Source organism: Thermomicrobium sp. (genome assembly GCF_053493975.1).
Genome location: NZ_JBRBZA010000006.1, coordinates 44,494 through 62,061, shown reverse-complemented (window position 1 = coordinate 62,061; position 17,568 = coordinate 44,494). Strand labels below are relative to the sequence as shown.

The window sequence follows — 17,568 nt, the reverse complement described above, 5'->3', positions numbered from 1 at the left end:
CGGAATGCGGACATGGTGGTGGAACCGACTGACGCCGCGTGTCGGATGGTTCCCCTTCGTCTTGCTCGTCGTGCTCGATCTGCTGGCTGGATATTCGACGTACCGTGCCGACTGGTCCGATGGCCTCATCATAGCGGTGCGGGCCATCATGGTCGGATCGGTCCTCGCCTATCTGCTGGCTCGGCCGCTCGGATTACCCGACTTCGCTGCACATCCAGTGGCGAGCTTGCTCGGTACGCTGAGCGTGCTCTGGATTCTCCAAGACTCGCTCAGCGATGAACTCGGCGGGTGGCGGGACAAGCTCGCTTTTCTCTGGTTGCGTTGGGAACGTTGGTTCGCGGCGGTGCAGGATGGTCAACCGAGAGACGATTATTACCTCTTCTTGCTCCTCATCGCTGTTACACATTTTCTCGTTGGGTATCTGTCGTCGTGGCTACTCGTGCGGCATGACCACGCATGGGTGAGCGTTCTGCTTCCCAGTATCGTGATTCTCATCAATGCGGGTTATTCTCGGCAGGTTTCACCGCTGTTCGTGGCGATCATGATCGTGCTCGATCTTCTCATCGTTGGTCGCGTGACGTTCATGCAGCGACTCTGGCAATGGCGGGAGCGGGGGTTCCCGCACGCGAGCGGGATCACGTGGCAGGCACTATGGGTACTCAGCTGGTTGTCCGTCGCGCTTTTGTTGGTCGGATGGATCGTTCCCTTGAGCACTCACTCCCCACGGGTATCCGCTCTTTTGCAGCCGACCAATCGACCGTGGAACGAGGTTCGCGATACGCTCGCGGACTGGTTCCCTTCGGTGCGTGGCCCCGGAGGGACACGGGGGGGAGTGGGTGGTTTCGCCAGTTTCGGGGATCGCTTCGAGATCGGTGGTCCACTGCGCCTGAGCGATGAGCCAGTATTGCTCGTCAATGGCCTGGAAGCGCCGTACCTCACGGTACGAACCTATGACCTCTACACTGGCCGAGGCTGGAGATCGAGTGCTGTACCCGAGCTCGATCTCGATCGAGAAACGAGCACACCGCCGAGATCGGCGGCTGAGCAGTCAGTCCTCGAACCGGCTCCGCTGCTGGAGTTCGCGAGTGGGGAAGAACTACCACAGGATCGGTCGATCGCTCTCGAGAGGCAAATGCTGGCGTATCACATCGAAGTTCTGGAAGCGCGAGGGGCAGCATTGCCCATCACGGGTATGCCGGTTTCGGTCAGTGTTCCTGTCCGCGCACTCTATGGATGGACGAGCGGAAACGATTGGCGGACGTTCGAACTCGAGTCGACTCCAGAGGACCAGATTCCTCGAGAGTTGCGTCCACTCGCCCAGCTGCTGCGTGCAACTGTCTTCCGTCCGTCTGCTGAGGAAGCCTCCGCGACTCCTGTGGTTGACCCGTATGCGGATCGCTCCTGGTATTGGTCGTTCATGAGGGGATCCCCCGTTCTTCCAGAGCTCGATACCTTGGTGAATCAGCTAACGGCGCGCGGTATCGAGGTGACGTTCTGGTGGGAAGAGGGTGCGGACAACTCGTTTCGGATCGTGCGGGTCGCGTATCGGGGACGGCTTCCAGATTATGCGGACCTGGAGGCGTTGTTCCCGAATGAAGGGGTCAGCCGCGGCCTGAGCTACGATCTCGTCACGACGGTCAGCCGGGCGACACCCGAGCAACTTCGGACTGCCGGCAGGGGTAACGGGGATATCGCCGATTCAGGAAACGTCGAGGCGACCGTGTATGGAGTCTACCCGCGTGATCTTTACCGGCGTTACACGCAGCTCCCCGAATCGGTGACGGACCGCACCCGCCAACTCGCGCTCGCGCTGGCCGCAGGAAAGTCGAACGCCTACGATGTCGCAACGACGATCGAGACGTTCGTTCGGCAACGGATCGCCTACAACGAAGCTGCCCCGACCCCGGGTGGCATCGACGCGGTCGATACCGTGCTTTTCGTGCGGCCGGAAGGGTATTGCACCTTTTATGCCTCGGCGATGGCCGTCCTGCTCCGCGCTGTGGGGATTCCGGCTCGTATCGCGGTCGGTTATTACCCGGGTGAGTCGAACGGCGAAATGGGTGGGATCGTCTATCGTGACCGCAATGCGCACGCCTGGGTCGAGGTCTTTTTCCCCGGGTACGGGTGGATTGCCTTCGAGCCGACTGCGTCCCGTCCGCCTCTGCTGCGCGGATCCGTTGCCGACCAAGCTGACCGGCTTCCGCTAGACCCGATTCTAGGCGCGAATTTGCCCACCGATGAGCGATTCGGACTTCGGTTGTCGGAGCTCGATCGACCGGAGGGAGCTGGGGCGGTCGGCACCGCGGCGGTGACGAACCAGTCACAGCTGTCGGCGAGTCGCATCGCCTTGAGAGTAGGTCTGCTGATACTGGGAATGTTGGTAGTTGCCGTAGCGCTTTGGTGGTTCTGGGGAAGCTGGCGCCTTTCGCCTGCCGGACGGCTCTATCTCCGCTTGTGCCGCTTGGGACGGGTAGCTGGTGTGCCGCTGCGCGAGTCCATGACGCCGCTCGAGTACGCATGGGAAATCGGTCGCCGCTTCCCCGGTACGCGACGAGCTGCTGAGACGATCGCGTTCCTCTATGCGCGCGAGCAGTATGGCCAGCGATCAGCAAGCGAGCAAGAGCTGCGTGTCGCTGCCCGCGGTTGGCGGGAGTCGATCCGGCCTCGCTTGCTCCGCGCGATCGTTCGGTGGCAGAAACCGGTGGGAATGGACGAGGGCGATGCCTGGACGATGCGTGGTCGTTGGGAGCGTCAATACTGACCTGGTGGTGCGCGTTCCGCGGTTCGCTGTGGCTGGAGAGACTATCGCAGCCTGCGACGCACAGATAATGGGTGGCGGAAAGGGAGCGAACCAGGCGGTCGGAGTTGCTCGCTGGGGAATTCCGGTCGCCTTGGTCGCCGCGCTCGGCGACGACCCGTTCAGCGAAGCAAGACGAGCGGAATTGGTAGCCGACCAGGTCGATGTCGGCGCGGTGCGACGCGTTCCGGGTTTGGGTGGTCTGGCGCTGATCGAGATCGACGTTCACGGAGAAAATCGTATCGTCATCGTTCCTGGATCCAACGGTGCCTTGGACGCCGGCTGGGTGCGCGAGCAGTTTGGGGTTCTGCGAATCGGGCGTGGGGATGTCGTCTGTGTGCAATTGGAAATCCCGCTCGAGGCGGTGGGCCCAGCTTTGGAGTTTGGGCGAGCAGCTGGCGCCTGGTGTCTCCTCAACGCCACACCGTGGACGAACGAGGCTGGGCATCTGCTCGCGAACTGTGACGTGCTGGTGGTGAATCGGCTCGAGGCCTATCAAGTGACTGGGCTGGCGAGTTCGGACCCACTGGATCGCGTCGTTGAGATCCTCGCTTCCCGCGTTTCAGCAGTGTTCGTCACACTCGGTGCCGAGGGAGCGATCGCTGTCGCGCAGGGGGCGCGCTGGCGTTGTGCCGCGCCTGCCGTGACGGTCGTGGATACGACTGCCGCTGGTGACGCGTTCGTGGCTGCAGTGGCCGCTGGACTCCTAGAAGGGCTGGAGTGGCCGTCGATCCTCCAGCGAGCGGTATGGGCGGGCTCGCTCGCTGTCCAACGGTTCGGGGCGCAGCCGTCGCTTCCTAAGAGGTGGGAAATCGAGCGTGCGCTGGCCGAGCGACCACTTCTCGTCGAGCGGTGGTAACGCACGCGCGATCGCCCGGCGCTTCGTGCCCGGGCGATCGCGCGAGAACATCCAGGAGTGAAGAGCATCAACCCCAGCCGAGCGCCTTCACGATCAAGAGCGCGACGATATTGACGACCTTGATCATCGGGTTGATGGCAGGGCCGGCGGTGTCCTTGTACGGATCACCGACCGTGTCGCCGGTCACGGCCGCCTGGTGCGCGAAGCTTCCCTTCCCACCGTGGGCACCGGATTCGATGAACTTCTTCGCGTTGTCCCAGGCAGCGCCCCCGGTCGTCATAGAGATGGCAACGAAGAGTCCAGTCACGATGGAGCCGATGAGCAATCCGCCGAGTGCCTCCTTGCCGAGGAGGACTGCCACGACGATAGGAGCGAGGATCGTGATGAGAACGGGCACCAGCATCTGGCGCAGTGCTTCGCGGGTCACGATATCGACGGCACGACCGTATTCCGGACGGGCTTTCCCTTCCAGCAAGCCAGGGATCTCGCGGAACTGCCGTCGCACTTCTTGCACGACCGCCCCGCCGGCTTTCCCCACTGCTTCCATGAGAAAGCTCGCGAAGAAGTAGGGAAGCGCAGCGCCGATGAATATGCCGATGACGACGCGCGGATTGGACAACTCGAAGACGAGTTGCTCCGAGAGCTCCAAGTAGTACGAGGCGAAGAGGACGAGCGCCGCAAGACCAGCTGAACCGATCGCATATGCCTTGGTGACTGCCTTCGTGGTATTGCCGACCGCATCGAGGGGGTCGGTGACCGACCGGACTTCGTCCGGGAGTTCGGCCATTTCGGCAATGCCACCGGCGTTATCGGTAATGGGCCCGAAGGAATCGACAGCGACGATCATGCCGGTCATGGAGAGCATGGCCATGGCCGCAACCGCCAGCCCGTACAGACCGCTGTACGGTGACGACGCAGAATGCGTCAGATTGTAAGCGACATAAATCGCCAAAGCGATGAGGACGATGGGTGGGAAGGTCGCTTGCATCGAGACTGCCAGACCACTGATGATGTTGGTCGCGTGTCCGGTTTCCGAGGCTGCGGCGATCCGCTTGACCGGACTGTACTTTTCCGACGTGAAGAATTCTGTGAAAACGACCATGCCGATGGTCACCACCAAGCCGACCAGAGCACTGAGCCAGAGCTTGGCCGTCGCGGAGAGATCGAACGTCAAACCGAAGAGAGAGACGGGCCCGCTGGTGACGACAGGGTTATCACCCATCAGCCAGCTCGTGACCGGCAAGAAGAGGATCGCTGCCAAGAGCATTGCCGCGATGACCCCCTTATAGAGGGCACGCATGATCGAGCGACTCGCATCGAGGCGTACGAAAAAGGTGCCGATGATGGAAGTGAGGATGGAAACAGCACCGAGCGCGAGTGGGTAGACCACCGCCACTTCGGTACCGAAAACGAGGTGGCCGAGGAGCATCGCAGCGATGGCGGTGACTGCGTACGTCTCGAAGAGGTCGGCTGCCATACCGGCGCAGTCACCGACGTTGTCTCCGACGTTGTCGGCGATGACGGCAGGATTGCGCGGGTCGTCTTCCGGGATACCAGCTTCCACTTTGCCGACGAGGTCGGCACCGACATCTGCTGCCTTGGTGTAGATACCGCCACCGATACGCGCGAAGACAGAGATGAGGCTTCCACCGAAGCCGAGACCGACCAGCGCGGTCACGTTCCGCGTGATGAGATAGAACAGCGTCACACTCAAAAGACCGAGACCGGCGACGAGGAGGCCGGTCACAGCGCCACCCCGGAAGGCGACCGCGAGGGCTCGCTCGAGCCCGCGTTTGGCAGCTTCAGCCGTACGCACGTTCGCTCGTACGGCGATGGACATGCCGATGAAACCGGCGAGTCCAGATGCGATCGCGCCGACGAGGAAACCGACGGCGGTCGTCCAGTCCACCGCAAAGCCGAGAATGAGGGCGACGATCACCGCGACGATAGCCACGAGCGTGTATTGACGGCGCATGTACGCTTCGGCGCCCTCCTGGATCGCCTGGGCGATCGCCTGCATGCGTTCATCGCCACGCGGTTGGGCCAAGACCCACCGGATCAAGATGGCCCCGTAGAGGAGCGCGAGAGCTGCCGCGCCTAACGCCAGATACAACGCAGTGTTTTCCATGGTCCTGTTACCCCTCCCTCGTTCGGTCGGAACACCAGCTCTTCGTCAACCCAATGTGCTGCGCGGATAAACGACCGCACACGATACTCCGGCCCGATGGTGCCATCATGGCCGGAGACTGGCAAGACGTCCGTTGTGGACGAGAGCGCTATGGCGTCAAGAGAGGCTGGCCATAGATATGGTAGATGGCAGCCATGGCGGTGAAAATGCTGATCGCGATGAGCATCCCCCAAGCGAAAATGCCGGTCAGAAGTCGTGCGTCGTACTTGAGGTGCATGTAGTAGGCGACGACCAGCACGAATTTGACGATCGCAAAGAAAATCAGGATCGGTGCAGTCAAGACGCCGAGTGTGGACTCGAAAACATAGGTCAGCACCTCGAGCACAGTGGCGATCGTCAGGAGAACGAGGACACGGATCCACGTCGCGGGTCCGGGCTGCGCGTGCGTGACCGGTGGTTCAGCCATCTGCTTCCCTCCTCACATTTTCCGCGATCACCGCCGGTTGTCCTCCGAACCGACTTCAGTATGGCATGAGGTAAACCAGCATGAAAATGACGATCCAGACGATATCGACGAAGTGCCAGTAGAGCGTCGTCACGAAGAACCGTTCGACATGAGCGCTCGTCAGTTTGCCGAACAACGACAGCAGCCACTGCACGAGGAGCCAGACGATACCGATGAACACGTGGGTACCGTGGAAACCAGTCAGGACGAAGAACGTCGTACCGAAGAGATTCGAAGTCAGCGTGAGTCCCTCGTGATAGAACGTGATGAATTCGTAGTACTGGCCGCCGAGGAAGAGAGCACCGAGCAAGATCGTCCCGAGGAGCCAACCGCGAAATCCGCGCATGTCTCCTCGCTCGAGCGCGGTGAGCGACATGACGATCGCGAAACTAGACAGGAGAAGGACGGCAGCCGAGACGGAGGTATACGGAATGTCGAGAACATCGCGTGGATAGGGAGGCTCGAAGTAGCGACCGCGATAGGCAAAATAAACCCAGATCAGCGAGACAAAGAACATGCAGTCGCTAGCCAGGAACGTCCACATCATCAACCGGTTATGCGAGATACCGGTCGTCGTGTGTTCACCAGCCGGGTGCGCCTGCGCCGTGACCGAGTGCCCCACCTCGCGATCCCTTCTCTTCAATGACCCGCACGAACCGAGACTCTGGGGCGGGTTCTCACCCGCCCCAGGCCGCCCTCCTCACGAGACGTGTGCCTCCTCGTGTTCGATCGCTGGCTCGAAATGCCAGCCGAGTAGACCGAAGAAGACGATGAGCGTCCCGAGTCCGACGATCGGGAATCCGAGCGGCCCGAGCGTCTCTGTGCCGTGCATGATCATACCGGCAGCCATCGCGGTCAATCCGGCCGATACGATCATCGGCCACCAAGACGGCTTGGGCAGATGCACGCCAGCTGGGAGCCCGTGACCCGGATTGTCCCGCTGGTCGAGCTTCGTTTCTCGCCGTTGCGTGACGTCGCTGACCGTCGGCGTATGATGTCCGTCGCCGTACTTTTCGATCCAATACGTGTCGCGCCCACGTACGGTGGGAATGACGGCGAAGTTGTACGCGGGAGGTGGGGAAGGAATCGTCCACTCGAGCGTACGGCCGTCCCAGGGGTCGGCCGGGGCTGTGGCGGGTTGACGCATGGTCTTGTAGACGTTGACGAGCAGCACAACCTGGGCGAGTCCGAGGATGAAGGCGCCGATGGTGATCACCAGGTTCCAGGTACCCCAACCGGTCTCGGCCGAATAGGTGAAGTACCGGCGCGGCATACCATCCAGGCCGACGAAATGCATGGGGAAGAACGTCAAATTCATGCCGATGAAGGTCAACCAGAAATGGAGCGTGCCGAGCCGCTCATCGAGCAAGCGCCCATACATCTTCGGGAACCAGTAGTAGGTTCCGGCCAGTAGCGCGTTCACGATCACGCCGAAGATGATGTAGTGGAAGTGTGCCACGATGAAGTAGGAGTCATGCTGCTGATAATCGAGGGGTACGGTCGCATGCATGACGCCGGTGACCCCGCCGACCATGAGGAGCCAGACGGCGGCGGTCGCGAACTTCATCGGTGTCTTGAAATCGATCGAGCCGCCCCACATGGTGGCGAGCCAGTTGAACACCTTCACTCCGGTCGGGATCCCGATCAGCATAGTCGACGCGGCGAAGAGTGCGTTAGGTACCGGGCCGAGGCCGACAGTGAACATGTGGTGAGCCCAGACGAAGAAACTCAGGAAGGCGATCGCCATCCCAGCGAAGATCACGAAGGGGGCGCCGAAGAGCGGCTTACGGGAGAATGTCGGCAAAATCTCGGAGATGATGCCCATCGGCGGCAGAACCAGGATGTACACCTCGGGATGACCGAAGATCCAGAACAAGTGCTGCCAAATGACGGGATCACCACCATGGACAGGGTTGAAGAAATTGGTATCGAAGAAACGATCGAACATGATCATGAAGAGACCGACAGTGAGTGACGGGAAGGCGAGAAGAATCAGAATCGCCGTGATAAAAACCATCCAGACGTACACCGGCATGCGCATGAGCGACATACCAGGCGCCCGCATGTTGACGATGGTGACGAAGAAGTTGAGCGCACCAGCGATCGAGCTAATCCCGAGTACTTGGAGGCTTAGGTTCCAGAAATCGAGTCCAGGACCCGCGGAGTAGAGACTACTGCTCGACAGAACCGCGTAACCAGTCCACCCAGCATCCGGCACATGTCCGAAGAGGAAGCTGGACCAGAGGAGGAGCGAACCGAAGAGGAACGACCAGTAGGAGAAAGCATTCAAGCGTGGGAAGGCGACGTCACGAGCACCGATCATGAGCGGCACAGCGATATTGAAGAAGGCGGCGTTCAATGGCATTGCGACCGCGAAAATCATCATCGTCCCGTGCATGGTCATAACTTCATTGTACGTTTTCGGCCCAAGAAAGTTCATGTTCGGTTGGGCCAGCTGGATCCGCATCAAGAGCGCCAGAAAGCCAGCGAGAAGGAGATAGATGATCGACGTCCAGTAGTACAGGATACCGATCTTTTTGTGGTCGACCGTCGTCAACCACTCCACCAGCGCGGAGCGCCGGTAGCCTGCCTGTTCCAGTCTGATCGCCGCTTCAGCCATCGGTGCCCTCCCACGTGCGGTTCCGCTCTGCCTGCGTCCGGGTCATTGTCGCGTTTCGTCTCGACGCTGCTCGACACCTGCTGTCCATAGCCACCTCCCGCTGCCAAGCTCGGGACGAGTTCATTTGAGCGAGAGAAGATATGCCACGATGGCATTGACCTCGTCGTTGGTCAAGAGCGTATTCTGCTCAGCCCGGATACGCCACCACTTCTCGCACATGATGGAATAGGGCTTGACATCGCAAGTCTGTGCGATCCAGCGATGCAGCTCGTCGGGCGTGTTATTGGTGAAGGCGCCGAGGACATGACGTTCCCCGATGAAGGCGAGATTGGGACCAACCGCGAGCGTCTTGTCGATCGGCGTCGCCGGATCATAGGTCGGTGAGACCTGGTGACAACCGGCACATCCCGCTTTCCCCTCGTAGAACTGCTTGCCGGTCGCTGCCAGCGTACCGGGTGCGGGCTCGGGAAGCGACTGACGATGCTTGGCGACCCACGCGTCGAACTCCTCCTGTGTCTGGACGACGACGCGGAATTGCATGTGCGCATGTTGCGCACCGCAAAGTTCGGCACATTGACCGTAAAAGACTCCAGTCTCTTCAGGTGTGAAGACCATCGTGTTCGCTCGACCGGGTACTGCGTCGACCTTCCCAGCGAGACGAGGTGGCCAGAAGGAATGAATGACATCGTGCGACGTGAGGGTCAGAACGACAGGCCTATCGACGACGAGGTGCAGGTCACCAGCGGTCACGATGCCGTATTCGGGGTAGCGGAACTCCCACCACCATCGGTGACCGATCACTTGGGCACGGAGCGCGTTGCTGCCGGGGCCAGGATCACGGTTCAATTCGAAGATCAGCCGAGTAGAAGGTACAGCGATAATTGCCAGGATGATCGCCGGGATCAGCGTCCAGGCGATCTCGAGGCGTTGATTGCCGTGCACCTGCGGTGGAATGCGCGTGTCACCGGGCTTCCGTCGAAAACGGACGATGTTGATCAGAATCCAACCAGTGACGAGGACGAAGACAACGATGACCAACCACCAGACGGGCGTGATGAAGAGATCCCAGATCAAGCGCGCTTGATCACCTGCTGGATCCGACGTGGAAGCGATCTTGCCACCGATGACACCGCAGCCGCTAATGAGAACGGTGATGAGCGCCAACAGTAGCATCACGAGAATCGACCGAGTAGCGGGTCGTGTAGCTTTCGGCTTCACTCGTTCCGCCCCTTCCCCGCAGCACCTCGCTCCGATGGGCCGCCTCGTCAGGCGACTCTCGACGACCATTCTACCGTGGATCGTGATAGCTGTCACGATTCGGGATCATCCTGCGAAGCATGTCGTTTTGCGACGAGTATGCTGCGCGGGGTCCTCTGTGGCAAGCGCACGGTGCGAGGAAAGAATGAGCGCGTCGGAGCGCTGTTTTTCGGTCTAGGACTCGGGCAGTGCAGCTCAGGCACCTATGCGAGGGTCGATCATTTCACGCTGAGAGCACCCATGCGTGGAAACCGTCCACTTTTTGAGAGAAGGATGGAAGGTTCGCTCCCGCAGAAGGTCCATGGGGCGTTTGGCTACCGTCTCTGTGCGTTCTTTGGTCCGAACTCGTCGGAGGCGCACTCCGTGGGAGCAGAGACTTGTCCGCACCGCGCGTGAAAGCGCGCGAGAGTTGTCCCGTCTGGCTTATCCGATTACACTACAAGATGAGCTGGTCAGTTCCGTCGCGTATCGACAAGTACAGCCGTGGAAAGGGGGCGCTGATGCCAGACGAAATCGGAACGGGCGCAGTCGGCGCGATCGAAGGGTTGCTCGTCGAAACCCGGCGCTTTCCGCCTCCGCCGGAGTTCGCGGCGCAGGCGAACATCAACGATCCGAGCGTATACGAGCGGGCACGTCGGGATCCGGAGGGCTTCTGGGCATCGATCGCTCGAGAGCTCGAGTGGGATCAACCATGGCAGACGGTCATGGAATGGAATCCCCCCTGGGTCAAGTGGTTCATCGGCGGCAAGCTGAACGCATCGGTCAATTGTGTCGATCGGCACCTGCGGGCAGGGCGGCGTACCAAAGCGGCGATCATTTGGGAAGGTGAGCCAGGTGACGAGCGGGTGCTGACCTACCAGGACCTGTATCGGGAAGTGAATCGCGTCGCGCTGGCGCTCAGGCAACTGGGGATTCAAAAGGGAGACCGAGTCGCCATCTACTTGCCGATGATCCCCGAGCTGCCGATCGCCATGCTGGCCTGTGCCCGCATCGGTGCACCGCATTCGGTCGTGTTCGGTGGTTTCAGCGCGGACGCACTGGCTGACCGAATCAATGACTGCCAGGCCAAACTGCTGATCACAGCTGACGGCGGTTACCGGCGGGGTCGAGTCGTCCCGCTCAAGGAGACGGCAGACCGAGCGCTCGAGCGGTGCCCGAGCGTGGAGAAGGTCCTCGTCGTACGACGGATCGGTGAGAGCCACCCAGTAACCATGCAGGCGGGGCGCGACCTCTGGTGGCATGAGGTGCTGGTCGGGATTCGCGAGCAGTACTGTCCTCCCGAATCGTTGGACAGTGAGCATCCGCTGTATATCCTCTACACCTCGGGTACCACCGGAAAACCGAAGGGACAGCTTCACACCACTGGCGGTTATCTCACGGGGGTGTACATCACCTCGAAGTGGGTGTTCGATCTCAAACCGGACGATATCTACTGGTGCACGGCCGACATCGGCTGGGTGACTGGCCACAGCTACATCGTGTATGGTCCGCTCGCCAATGGTGCGACGGTAGTCATGTACGAGGGCTCACCGGATTGGCCGGACAAAGATCGCTTCTGGGACATCGTGGAGCGGCGGCACGTGACGATTCTGTACACATCGCCCACGGCGATCCGCCAGTTCATGCGTTGGGGACCGGAATATCCCGCGCGGCACGATCTCTCGAGCTTGCGGCTGCTGGGAACGGTCGGGGAGCCGATCAATCCTGAGGCCTGGATGTGGTATCACGAGCATATCGGTCGTGGGCGTTGCCCGATCGTCGATACCTGGTGGCAAACCGAAACCGGGATGATCTTGATCACGCCGCTTCCTGGTCTCACGACGACCAAGCCCGGTTCGGCGACGCTGCCGTTCCCCGGTATCGAGCCCGACATTCTCGATGAGGCAGGCAACCCAGTTCCCACTGGTCAAGGTGGTTATCTCGTCATTCGCCGGCCTTGGCCCTCGATCTCCCGCACGTTGTGGGGCGACCCGGATCGCTACGTCAAGACCTACTTCTCGAAGTACGGGCCGTCGATCTACGTGACGGGAGACGGCGCCAAGCGAGACGAGGACGGTTACTACTGGATCTTGGGGCGGGTCGATGACGTTCTGAACGTGGCTGGCCACCGCTTGGGGACGATGGAACTGGAGAGCGCGCTGGTCGGGCATCCGGCGGTCGCCGAAGCGGCGGTGATCGGTGTGTCGCACGAGATCAAGGGGCAGGTGCCGGTGGCCTTCGTGAGTTTGCGGGCTGGCTATGCACCCAGCGACTCACTCGCTGAGGAGTTGCGGCGCCATGTCGCGGAGGTTATCGGTCCGATCGCTCGCCCGGAGCGGGTGATCTTCGTCGCTGACTTGCCCAAGACGCGCAGTGCCAAGATCATGCGTCGACTCCTCCGCGATATCGCCGAGGGGCGGATGTTGGGCGATACGACGACACTGACCGATCCGATCGTGGTGGAGGAAATCAAGCGCACCTGGATCGCCGAGCACGGCGAGCAAGAATGACAACGACGACGAGGATGCGTTGCGACGGCGGGACGGTAGGTCCCGCCGTCGCCCATGAATGACTGGAGAGGTGTGTCGTGGCGACTCCGGTTATCGTCGCAGCGGTGCGCACTCCGATCGGCCGCTTCGGGGGTGTTTTCAAAGATTTGCCGGCCTGGCAGTTGGGAGCCAGTGCGATCGCTGGCGCACTGAGCCGTGTCGGCCTGGAACCGGAAACCGTCGACGATGTCATCATGGGCAATGTGCTCCAGGCTGGGCAAGGGATGAATCCGGCCCGGCGGGCGAGCATGACTGCTGGATTGCCGGACAGCGTTCCCGCCGTCACTGTCAATATGGTGTGCGGCTCGGGATTGCGGGCAGTCGTCATGGCGGCGCAGGCTATCGCGCTCGGCGAAGCCCAGATCGTCGTCGCGGGTGGTATGGAAAGCATGTCACAGGCGCCGTACCTTCTAACCGGTGCTCGCTTCGGTTATCGACTGGGGCATGGGACACTGGTCGACTCTTTGCTAGCGGAAGGCCTCACCGATGCTTTTCACGACTGTCACATGGGTATCACCGCCGAGAATATCGCTCAGGAGTATGGAATCGGCCGTGAGGAACAAGATCGCTACGCTGTGGAAAGCCAACGGCGAGCTGCTCTCGCCTGGGAAACTGGAGCCTTTGCTGACGAGATCATCCCGGTAGAAGTGTCCGGTCGGCAAGCACCGGAGTTCGTGACGAGGGACGAGCATCCGCGCCCCGAGACGACGTTGGAAGGGCTCCGTCGCCTGCGACCAGCGTTCGATCCTGGGGGGACCGTGACGGCCGGCAATGCCTCGGGTATCAACGATGGTGCTGCTGCACTCGTCGTCATGGCCGAAGAACGGGCGCGCGCTCTGGGACTCGAGCCGCTGGCCCGCATTCGTTCCTGGGCATGGGCTGGTGTGCCGCCGCGCGTCATGGGTCTCGGGCCGATTCCAGCCTTGCGCCAGGCGCTCGCGAGGGCGGAACTGACGATCGAGGATCTCGACCTGTACGAGATCAACGAGGCGTTTGCCGTGCAGGTATTAGCTGTGCAAAGGGAGCTGGGACTGGATCCGCAGCGGCTCAACATCCATGGCGGAGCGATCGCGCTAGGCCATCCGATCGGAGCGAGTGGTGCTCGCATCCTGGTTACGCTCGTGCATGCGCTCCGACGCACCGGAGGGCGATACGGTGCTGCCGCGCTGTGTATCGGTGGAGGTATGGGAATCGCGATGATCGTCGAACGTCGGTGAGCTGCGGAGAAGCGGCTCACACCGGCTCCAGGAGACCATCCTTCAAGCGGAAAAGGGGCAATGACGAGAGGACTGGAGTCTCGAGAACATCGGAATCGGCAGCCGTGAGAATCAACTGGGCTGGTAGTGCCGAGAGCGTTGCCAAAAGATGCGCTCGATGCTTCTGATCGAGTTCGGACAGTGCATCGTCGAGAAGCAGGACAGGCCAGTCGTCGGTGACACGGTGGATCACGGCGATCTCGGCGAGTTTGGCAGCGATCACGGCTAATCGCTGCACGCCGCGTGAGCCGAAAGCGGTGAGAGGCTCCCCACCCAGCAGGAACTCGACATCGTCGCGATGCGGCCCGACGAGGGTACTGCCGCGCCGCAGCTCGTCGGGTCGAAGCCGTTCCAGCGTCTCGCGGTATCGTGCTCCCACGATCACCTGAGCGTCGGCGACTTCCCGACTGGCCAGTTCGCTGAGGAGGCTCTCCGAAAGATCGATCGAGGGAAGATAGCTCGTCGTCAACACCTGTGCCCGAGCATCGAGCGCCTGGAAATGATCGCTGAGTCGTGGTCCCCACTCTGCGAGAAAGCGGAGTCGCGCGACGAGGATATACGCTCCGTACACGACCAACTGTTCGTCCCAATACGCAAGCTGCTCGTCAGCAGCGCGCCGATCTAAATCGGCTAGGGATTTCAAGAGACTGTTCCGCTGCTCGAGAATGCGCGTGTAACGAGCGAGAGCACGCAGATATCCTCGGTCGATCGTCGAGAGGATCGTGTCCAGATACCGTCGTCGCTGCTGTGGGCTTCCTGTCACCAGTTCCAGATCTTCCGGCGAGAAAAGAACGACTCGCAGCGTGCCGACGAACTCAACGGCGCGGAGAGGGCGTCCATCCCGGCGATACAGCTTTCTGACGATGCCGCTGGCGGGGTCGACCATCAGTACGATTTCCACGGTGTTCCGTCCGGCTTCCGTGAAGAGTTCGGCTGCGAGGCGAGCATAGGGGGGAATGCCGAGTTCGCTGCCGCTCGATCGGTGAACGAGATGACGCTCGAGCGAGGCGCGGAACGACTTGGTCGTGGCGAGCATGGAGAGCGCCTCGATGAGGCTCGTCTTACCGGAGCCGTTCGCGCCGACGAGGCGTAGTCCGCGATCCGGGAGAACGAGATGGAGGTGGCGAAAGCAGCGGAACTCTTCGAGTTCCAAGGTCCTGACCAGCATGGAGTTCCTCGCCTGTGTCAGAACAGGCGGGTCTGCAATGGCGGGCGGGATCGTGTCGCTGCACTCAACGTGGTCATGCAGCACCGATGACCATCGGCATCACGACATGGACGAACGACTCGTCGCCGACCAACCGGAAGACGCCCGCAGCGTTGGGTGTCGTCATCTCGAGCGCGATCTCGGTGGCCTTGGTGACGGACAAGACGTCCGTCAGGTAGCGCCCGTTGAAGGCGATGGTCGCCTCCGGACCGTCGACCCGCGCTGGAAGGATGTCCTCGGTATCGCCGGCATCGGCAGCCTGAGCGGAAACGGTCAACGAGCCGGGGTCGAGTTCGGAATCACCCGGTGCGATGTGCAACTTGACTACCTCGTTGTTGGATTGCGCGAAGATTTTGGCTCGACGGGCAGCTGCGAGGAACGATTCCCGGTCGACCGTCACCCGGGTGCGCCATTGCTTCGGGATGATCTGACGGAACTCGGGAAAGGTTCCGTCGATGAGTCGGGAAAGGAACTCGAGTCGACCACTGCGCGCTAGGAGCTGGCTGCGGTTGGGTGTAACGAGGAGGTGGACCATTTCCTCACCATCGCTGAGGACCCGAGCGAGTTCACCGAGAGCTCTCGCGGGCACGATGATGGCCAAGTCCGTCGCAGCGGGCTGTTGCAGGGCCAGCGAGCGAACAGACAGCCGGAAACCGTCAGCGGCGGCTAATGTCAACTCCGTGCCGCGAAACTCGAGCAGCACACCGGCGAGGACTGGCCGACTGTCATCGGTGGCCGCTGCGAAAACGACCTGGCTGATCGCTTCTCGGAGACCCTCGACCGGCACGGTCGCGGTCGGCGGCTGGTCACCGATGCGCGGCAGACTGGGGAAGTCTTCGGCTGGGATGCCAGGGATGCGTGCCTTGGAGGTTCCGCATGTGACGCGGAGATCGTTGCTGCCCGTCGTGTTGGACAGGATCACGTCCTGCTTGGGAAGACTTCCAATAAATTCGGTAAAGACATCGGCTCGCACACTGAGTTGGCCGGGATCAGTGACCTCTGCTGGGAAACTGACGCTCAGGGCGATCTCGAGATTGGTCGCGGTGATGCGGAGATTCCCTTCGTCGGCGGCGAGGAGGACATTACTCAACACTGGCAGGGTCGAGCGCCGTGCGACGGCACGCGACACTTGATGCAGGGCTCGCTCGAGTTCGCTCTGTGGACACCTGAGCTGCACGGACTGCTCCTCCCCGCTGTTCGTACACCCACCTGCCGGAATTATACAGGCCCTTCCTCGATCGGGTATGAGGAGATCGCGATGGGGTAACCCGAGGAATCGAGCAGTCGTTTTTCCAGTGCCTCCCGAATCGGGTCTCCCTTGCGAGGGTTTCGATACTCCTCGGCGGGCAAGCGTCGGGCGTGACGCGTGGGCGGTGAAGCCATTTCTGCATCCGCGTCAAACGGAGACGCGATCCCGGCGAGGCGCGGCGGAAGCGAAGTGCGATCACGAGATCGGCACCAGTGGTGCAGACAGGATACGAAAAGTGAATTCTCTGCGCCGACATGGCATCAGTCATCGTCTTTATGAATGTTGATCGAGGTCAGGTCTCCAGGCGATGATCACAGCGTTGGGGCGGGAAGAGTCGTCCACGTGCTCGGCCAATTGGATCAGCGCCGGTTCTCGGCTCACCGAGAGACCAGCGAGTCACCGACCGACGACCTGCATTGGTCCAGGCGAGGCGGACTGGCGAGTGCTCACCTTGACGGCACGATCCGTCTGCGGTAAGATCAGTACAGATGTTCGTGTATCGGAGAGGAACGAGCGACATGGCGAACGAATTGAAGGAGCGATCCACTTTCGAGCCCTCGAAGTACCTCACCAAGGTCAATGGTCACGATTACTTGGAGGTGAAGTGGCGCCTGCTCTGGTTCCGCACGGAACATCCCGACGGGGAGATCGAGACGGAACTCGTCGAGCACCGGGACGGAGTGGCGGTTTTCCGCGCGCGTGTTCGGGTGCCAGGGGGTGGTTCGGCGACTGGTTGGGGAAGCGAGTCGGCCGATGATTTTGCCGATTACCTAGAAAAGGCGGAGACGAAAGCCCTCGGTCGTGCATTGGCGGCGCTCGGTTACGGGACACAGTTCTGCCCGGACTTCGAGTTCGGTGCTGCTGAACAGCGTGTCGTGGATACTCCCATCGATAGCCGGCGGCTCGGTTGGCGGCGCGCGGAGGGTGGTCGAGTGACTCCACGGCAACTGGAGTATCTGCGCGATATGGCGCGCCGGCTCGGTATGAGCGAAGAAGAGTTGGAAGCGCGGGCGCAGGAGCAGTTCGGAACGAGCTTGGCTGATCTGGGGCGGCAGGAAGCGTCAGCCTTGATCGAGAGCCTGCGGCAACGCCGGAGCGTGCACGAGGCAGCCTGAAGAGGGCTTGCTACTGACTGCGATCCATGTTTCGTTTCCCCCTGGGA

General features: G+C 61.3%; 12 protein-coding genes. 5 read left to right on the top strand and 7 right to left on the bottom strand.

What is annotated here, in order from left to right; all coding sequences use genetic code 11:
- Positions 1-4 precede the first annotated feature (4 nt).
- Both ACWIVK_RS01075 and ACWIVK_RS01070 read left to right on the top strand, forming a co-directional pair.
- Positions 5-2,761, top strand: coding sequence for a DUF4129 domain-containing transglutaminase family protein (locus tag ACWIVK_RS01075; RefSeq protein WP_448574682.1), 2,757 nt, complete (start codon positions 5-7; stop codon positions 2,759-2,761).
- A complete protein-coding gene (locus ACWIVK_RS01070; protein ID WP_448574681.1) occupies positions 2,721-3,656 on the top strand; it encodes a ribokinase in 936 nt (311 codons plus the stop codon). The genes ACWIVK_RS01075 and ACWIVK_RS01070 overlap by 41 nt, the downstream gene beginning before the upstream one ends.
- 67 nt (positions 3,657-3,723) lie before the next feature.
- On the opposite strand, the gene ACWIVK_RS01065 is transcribed toward ACWIVK_RS01070, so the two are convergent.
- The 5 genes from ACWIVK_RS01065 to coxB all read right to left on the bottom strand — a co-directional run bounded on the left by ACWIVK_RS01065 (position 3,724) and on the right by coxB (position 10,082).
- Complete coding sequence (locus ACWIVK_RS01065) at positions 3,724-5,784, bottom strand: sodium-translocating pyrophosphatase (RefSeq protein WP_448574680.1); 2,061 nt, start codon at positions 5,782-5,784, stop codon at positions 3,724-3,726.
- 148 nt (positions 5,785-5,932) lie between these two features.
- Positions 5,933-6,250, bottom strand: coding sequence for a cytochrome C oxidase subunit IV family protein (locus ACWIVK_RS01060; RefSeq protein WP_448574679.1), 318 nt, complete (start codon positions 6,248-6,250; stop codon positions 5,933-5,935).
- A 55-nt stretch (positions 6,251-6,305) separates the two neighbouring features.
- Positions 6,306-6,911 carry a cytochrome c oxidase subunit 3 gene (locus tag ACWIVK_RS01055; protein WP_448574678.1) on the bottom strand — a complete coding sequence of 202 codons (606 nt, stop codon included), beginning with the start codon at positions 6,909-6,911 and terminating at the stop codon, positions 6,306-6,308.
- Between the two features lie 78 nt (positions 6,912-6,989).
- Positions 6,990-8,909 (bottom strand): cytochrome c oxidase subunit I, encoded by a 1,920-nt coding sequence (gene ctaD, locus ACWIVK_RS01050; RefSeq protein ID WP_448574677.1) that lies wholly within the window; start codon positions 8,907-8,909, stop codon positions 6,990-6,992.
- A 120-nt stretch (positions 8,910-9,029) separates the two neighbouring features.
- Positions 9,030-10,082, bottom strand: a complete 1,053-nt coding sequence (gene coxB / locus ACWIVK_RS01045; protein ID WP_448574704.1) for a cytochrome c oxidase subunit II — start codon at positions 10,080-10,082, stop codon at positions 9,030-9,032.
- A gap of 584 nt (positions 10,083-10,666) precedes the next feature.
- Here coxB and acs point away from each other — a divergent pair.
- Positions 10,667-12,655: an acetate--CoA ligase gene (gene acs, locus ACWIVK_RS01040; protein ID WP_448574676.1), complete on the top strand. Its 1,989-nt coding sequence runs from the start codon at positions 10,667-10,669 to the stop codon at positions 12,653-12,655.
- Between the two features lie 77 nt (positions 12,656-12,732).
- Positions 12,733-13,911 (top strand): acetyl-CoA C-acetyltransferase, encoded by a 1,179-nt coding sequence (locus ACWIVK_RS01035; protein WP_448574675.1) that lies wholly within the window; start codon positions 12,733-12,735, stop codon positions 13,909-13,911.
- 16 nt (positions 13,912-13,927) lie between these two features.
- Here ACWIVK_RS01035 and recF read toward each other — a convergent pair whose 3' ends face one another.
- Positions 13,928-15,118, bottom strand: a complete 1,191-nt coding sequence (gene recF, locus ACWIVK_RS01030) for a DNA replication/repair protein RecF (protein WP_448574674.1) — start codon at positions 15,116-15,118, stop codon at positions 13,928-13,930.
- 73 nt (positions 15,119-15,191) lie between these two features.
- Complete coding sequence (dnaN, locus tag ACWIVK_RS01025) at positions 15,192-16,334, bottom strand: DNA polymerase III subunit beta (RefSeq protein WP_448574673.1); 1,143 nt, start codon at positions 16,332-16,334, stop codon at positions 15,192-15,194.
- 590 nt (positions 16,335-16,924) lie between these two features.
- On the opposite strand from dnaN, the gene ACWIVK_RS01020 reads away from it, so the two are divergent.
- Complete coding sequence (locus tag ACWIVK_RS01020; protein WP_448574672.1) at positions 16,925-17,521, top strand: hypothetical protein; 597 nt, start codon at positions 16,925-16,927, stop codon at positions 17,519-17,521.
- Positions 17,522-17,568 lie beyond the last annotated feature (47 nt).